This window comes from Streptomyces sp. NPDC002742 (assembly GCF_042888885.1).
Taxonomy (GTDB): domain Bacteria; phylum Actinomycetota; class Actinomycetes; order Streptomycetales; family Streptomycetaceae; genus Streptomyces.
In genome coordinates this window covers 1-4,376 of the sequence record NZ_JBIAQF010000064.1, presented here as the reverse complement: position 1 = coordinate 4,376, position 4,376 = coordinate 1, and the positions used below count along the sequence as shown (strand labels likewise).

The window sequence follows — 4,376 nt, the reverse complement described above, 5'->3', positions numbered from 1 at the left end:
AGCCGGTGCAGTACTGGCTGTCCGACCTGCCCTCCGGCCTACCGTTGACCACCCTGGTCCGCCTCGCCAAACTCCGCCGGCGCATCGAGCACGACCTAGAGCGTGTTTTAGAAGTGGGTCTTGTGCCTCGCTTCGCTCCGTGATGACCTCGGTGTGGGGCGAGGGGATCTTTCTGACGAGCAATGGACGAAGCTGGAGCCGTTGCTGCCGGTGACGCTGGTGGGTCGGCCTCCGGCTGGCCGACGGAGGTTGATCGACGGGATCCGGTGGCGGGTGCGGACTGGTGCTCCGTGGCGGGATCTGCCGCAGGAGTACGGGCCTTGGCAGACCGTCTACGGACTCTTCCGCCGCTGGCAGCGCGACGGCATCTGGCCGCTGCTGCTGGCCGGGCTCCAGGCCCAGGCGGACGCGGCCGGGCTCATCACCTGGGAGGTCAACGTCGACTCCACGATCTGCCGGGCCCATCAACACGCCGCGGGCGCCCGCCGCGACGGCCAAGCCCAGAAGGAACCGCCTGGCGGAACCCGTTTCGAGCCCGAGGACCATGGCCTTGGACGGTCCCGTGGCGGCTTGACGACCAAGATCCATCTCGCATGCGAGCAAGGCCAACGTCCGCTGTCCGTGCTGGTCACGGCTGGACAGCGTGGTGACAGCCCCCAGTTCATCGCTGTCTTGGAAGCCATACGGGTTCCCCGCGTCGGCCCGGGCCGTCCTCGTATTCGTCCGTTGCGGGTGCGGGGTGACAAGGCGTATTCATCGCGCGCCAACCGGGCCTATCTGCGAAAGCGCGGGATCCGGTGCACGATCCCGGAGCCGGCCGACCAGGTCGGCCACCGCAAGCGACGTGGGAAGGCCGGCGGGCGGCCTCCGATCTTCGACCGCGAGGACTACAAAGCCCGTCACGCGGTGGAGTGCGGGATCAACCGGCTCAAGCGCAACCGGGCGGTGGCCACGCGGTTCGACAAGCTCGCGGTCCGCTTCGAGGCCACGGTACTGGTCGCCGTGATCGGCGAGTGGCTGTGACCTGCCGGAGGGGCACCCGCCCATGCCATGCTGACCGCGGTCGGGTTGAGCAGGGCGAAGGGAGAGGCCAGCGATGGGGGCTCGGTACTACGGCGCCGACAGCGAGAACGGCGACCGTATCGACGACCCGTCCGAGGACGCACTGTTCATGATGATCGGCGACCTCAACGACTCCGACAACACCTTCGTCGTCATCCAGCCCGACGAGGACGACCCCGCCTGGTTCGCCTCGGTGGCCGTCCTGGACGAAGGCAGCTACGAGATCGTCCGCCGCGACACCACCCGCAACGAGCACGAGGTCACCACGGCAAACAGCATCAACGACATCGCCCGCGACCTCACCATCTGGATGGCCGCCCGCAGCATCAGCGCTCGCTAACCCCGACCCCACCCCGGCGCCGAACCTCTGCGGCCTGCTCCCGCGCTGCTGCTGCCTCTGCTCTCGCCCTGCCCCGGTCCTCCTCGAAGACCAGCACACAGGCCAATGCGTCCAAGGCCGCAGCGATCCTCTCCCGCCAGTCAGCGAACTCGACGGAGTCCGCACCGGATGGCTGCTGCGATTTCACAGAGCGGAGATGGCGCAGAGCGTCCTTGAGTACGGGGTCAACCACGAGGCTTCTCTCTATCAGTGCGCGGTCGACCCATCGTGCACCACTTTCAAAACACGGCCTAGGTCGGTGCCAGGTGTTGATCGTTCTCGGCGCGGGGGCGAGTGCCGGTGTGTCGCAAGCGGTTGGCCGGATGGGCGTCGTCAAACGCTTCGGGGACCATCGTGTCGGCGATCAAGGGAGGCCTGCCCCGGCCGCCAGCGCGGCGATCACGGCGGGTGAGATGCGGCGGCCGGGAGGTTGGCTGATCATGAGCTCATGCCTGGGCTTCGTGTGGTCGTCTCTCCGCCGTCCCCGACCGGGGGCCGGCGGGTCCGGGTGGATGGGGAGATCCTCGGGCTGGCGTACTCGGTGCGGGACCTGGTGGAGTTTCTGCGTCGGGTGGGGCTGGAAATGGAGCCGGCCGAGGTGATTGAGTCTCCGATCATCGACTGGCACGGCGTCGGGCCGGACCGGTGGGGTCCCGATCCGTCGTAAGTGGCGTCAGGCTGCTGCGTGGGTACCGTCGCAGGTGACGGGGGCACCCTGCAGCGCAGGGTGTGCTCGTCGCTGAACGCCGCACGCTCGTACGCTGGAAGGTGGGCCAGCTGTACGGAACGGCGCTCGGCATCAAGGGTCAGAGCCTGTTGAAAGCGCTGGTCACCGGGTTTGCGCGGCGGACGCGATTACAGTTTCGGCCAGAACCTGTACAAGCGTTGCCACGCGATGGAATCAACGGCCTCAATCAGTGCAGGGCCGTGGTGCCTGAGTGCCAGGCATGACGGTGGGGTCGGGTCAATGCCGGGGCTGCCCGTCGGTGTCGTCGTCAGGTGTCTGCCAGGAATCCTGACGGGGTGCCGTCTGTGGATTCGGCGCTGCCGGCCTGGCGCCGGGATTCTTTCGGTGTGCTGCGCGTCGGCTGCCGTACCAGAACGCGCCGATCAGAAGGGCAGCCACCACTACACCGGCGACGATCAGGAAGAGCGACGACGAGCCGTCGGCCGCGAGGACTTGAGAGGCGATCATGGTGGCCGTGTACCCCGTTCTCCGGCCTTCACGGCGCGCGGATACTCAAACGTTGCGAACTTGGTCAAATTGCCGTGCTCGGAACGATCCCGGGTGTGACGGGCCGCTGAGCGGGCTTTGCCCCGCCGGCGCATGCAGGTCTGTCATCAGCCGCACCAGGGCTCGCCGGTCCTCAAGATATCCGTTGAGGTTGTCAACCGCTCTATGCGCACCCCTGCCCTACCGTCGACGGATGCCGCAGCCGCATCGTGGACGCGGGTGACGGCCACCACCGGCGCTACCACGGCGGAGTCGGCCGTAGTGGGACCAGTGCCCAGGCGCGCAGAGTGTCGGCCGCCGCTGAGGTTTCCTGGTCCTGTCAGGCTGTCGGCAGAGGGATGCACCGCGCGGACTGCTCTTGCTGCCATGCGGTCTTGATGTACTCGGCGAGCCGGTCCTCGAGCAGGAGGGTGGTTGCGCAACCGAAACCGACGCCGACGACGCCCCCAGCCCTCGCAGGACCCGATTGCTCGTACTTGCGCACCCAGGAGTGCACCGAATGCCTCGACACCGCATACCGGGCCGCGACTTGAGTGACCGCGACCCCCGCGACCACCCACAACTCCACCAGCACGGCAGAGGTTCGGCGGATGTCGTCTGAGATCGCGTACAGGTGCCGAGCGTGGGTCAGCCGCGGCGCAGCAGCATGACGACAGCGATGATGACGATGATGAGAACGACGGTACCCAGGCCTATGTACACGGGTTTCTCTTTCTCTCGGGGGAGCGGCGCCCATTGGTGCCGCCCAGACCGAGTGCCCCGGCCTGGGCTTTTCAGTCGGGAGCGACCAAGTCAGTGCCTCCGGGCTGTGTCCGGCCGTCGCTGTTCTGCCCGGTGCCTGCGGCTCGAAGGGCCGGGCGCCGTGCGCTAGTGCGGGACGGTGAGGGCTGGAACTTGAGTGTTCCGATCCCCATGGCGACGGGCTGCACCGCGCCAGGGAAGGCGTAGAACGCCAGCCTCGTCTCGGTCTTCGATGATCTTCGTGAGGTTTGCCACCGCGTCCCGTAGCTGCGGGCGAGGTCTCGATCGCCTTCTCGGCGTGGGCGCGGTCCTCGGCGTCGTAGACCTCCTGTAGCGCCTTTGTCGCTCCGTGCTGTGTGGAACGCTGGGTCGTGGAGCGCGCCTTCCCCGCCTGCGCTGGTTCCGGCGCCTGCGAGTCCGCTGGGAGATCCGCGACGAACAGGCGGCCGTCTTCGGAGGTTCCTGTGACCTTGCGACCGACCTCTGTCCGGGGCGTTCTGCCCGTCCTGGGACGGGTGATCTGAGGGAGCGGAGCGTGAACGGTTGCGACCGTTCCTGCCTGTCGGCAGCAGACGCTGCGGCAGGTGAGGGGATCATCGGCAGGTGATTGCACGGGCCGACTCCAGCCGGACCGCGCCCGCTCCGATCTTCGGGAAGCAGACGGGGCGGTGTTCGGCAGCGGGCCATGACCAGGGGGGCGAAGGTACGGGGAGTTCCTGGACAGGCTGCGTGCTTGTGGTCGATGAACGACGATGGAGGTACAGGGGCTGGCCGGTCCTGCGGTATCCGTCCCTCAGGGCGCATACCGCCGTGGTGCGCCGAGGACTGCGCGCGGAGGGAGTTCGCCGTGGACCCGCCCGCCACTTCCGGCCCGCACGAACACGGCCGACACAGGCCGAGCCGTTCTTTGGACCATGTCGAACGGGCGGAGTACGAGCGGCTGCGGCGCACTCTCGGCAT

4 protein-coding genes and 1 pseudogene are annotated in these 4,376 nt (G+C 67.8%); 3 read left to right on the top strand and 2 right to left on the bottom strand.

Annotated features, from left to right (window positions below; translation table 11 throughout):
• Window positions 1–153: 153 nt before the first annotated feature.
• The 3 genes from ACFYW8_RS44410 (at window position 154) to ACFYW8_RS44400 (ending at window position 2,108) form a co-directional block, all read left to right on the top strand.
• The gene (locus ACFYW8_RS44410) at window positions 154–1,023 is read left to right on the top strand and encodes an IS5 family transposase (RefSeq protein WP_389093816.1); all 870 of its coding nucleotides are present in this window, start codon (window positions 154–156) and stop codon (window positions 1,021–1,023) included.
• Between the two features lie 73 nt (window positions 1,024–1,096).
• A complete protein-coding gene (locus ACFYW8_RS44405; RefSeq protein WP_389093812.1) occupies window positions 1,097–1,402 on the top strand; it encodes a hypothetical protein in 306 nt (101 codons plus the stop codon).
• A gap of 487 nt (window positions 1,403–1,889) precedes the next feature.
• Window positions 1,890–2,108 (top strand): hypothetical protein, encoded by a 219-nt coding sequence (locus ACFYW8_RS44400; protein ID WP_261709725.1) that lies wholly within the window; start codon window positions 1,890–1,892, stop codon window positions 2,106–2,108.
• 297 nt (window positions 2,109–2,405) lie between these two features.
• Here ACFYW8_RS44400 and ACFYW8_RS44395 read toward each other — a convergent pair whose 3' ends face one another.
• Together ACFYW8_RS44395 and ACFYW8_RS44390 are read right to left on the bottom strand one after the other, a co-directional pair.
• Window positions 2,406–2,636 carry a DUF6479 family protein gene (locus ACFYW8_RS44395; protein ID WP_355857780.1) on the bottom strand — a complete coding sequence of 77 codons (231 nt, stop codon included), beginning with the start codon at window positions 2,634–2,636 and terminating at the stop codon, window positions 2,406–2,408.
• Window positions 2,637–3,129: 493 nt separating this feature from the next.
• A pseudogene (locus ACFYW8_RS44390) lies at window positions 3,130–3,267 on the bottom strand (helix-turn-helix domain-containing protein); the annotation flags it as partial.
• Between the last annotated feature and the right edge of the window lie 1,109 nt (window positions 3,268–4,376).

Coding starts and splice junctions, on each gene's coding strand:
- ACFYW8_RS44405 (WP_389093812.1), top strand. CDS start 1,097: ATGGGGGCTCGGTACTACGGCGCCGACAGCGAGAACGGCGACCGTATC.
- ACFYW8_RS44400 (WP_261709725.1), top strand. CDS start 1,890: ATGCCTGGGCTTCGTGTGGTCGTCTCTCCGCCGTCCCCGACCGGGGGC.
- ACFYW8_RS44395 (WP_355857780.1), bottom strand. CDS start 2,636: ATGATCGCCTCTCAAGTCCTCGCGGCCGACGGCTCGTCGTCGCTCTTC.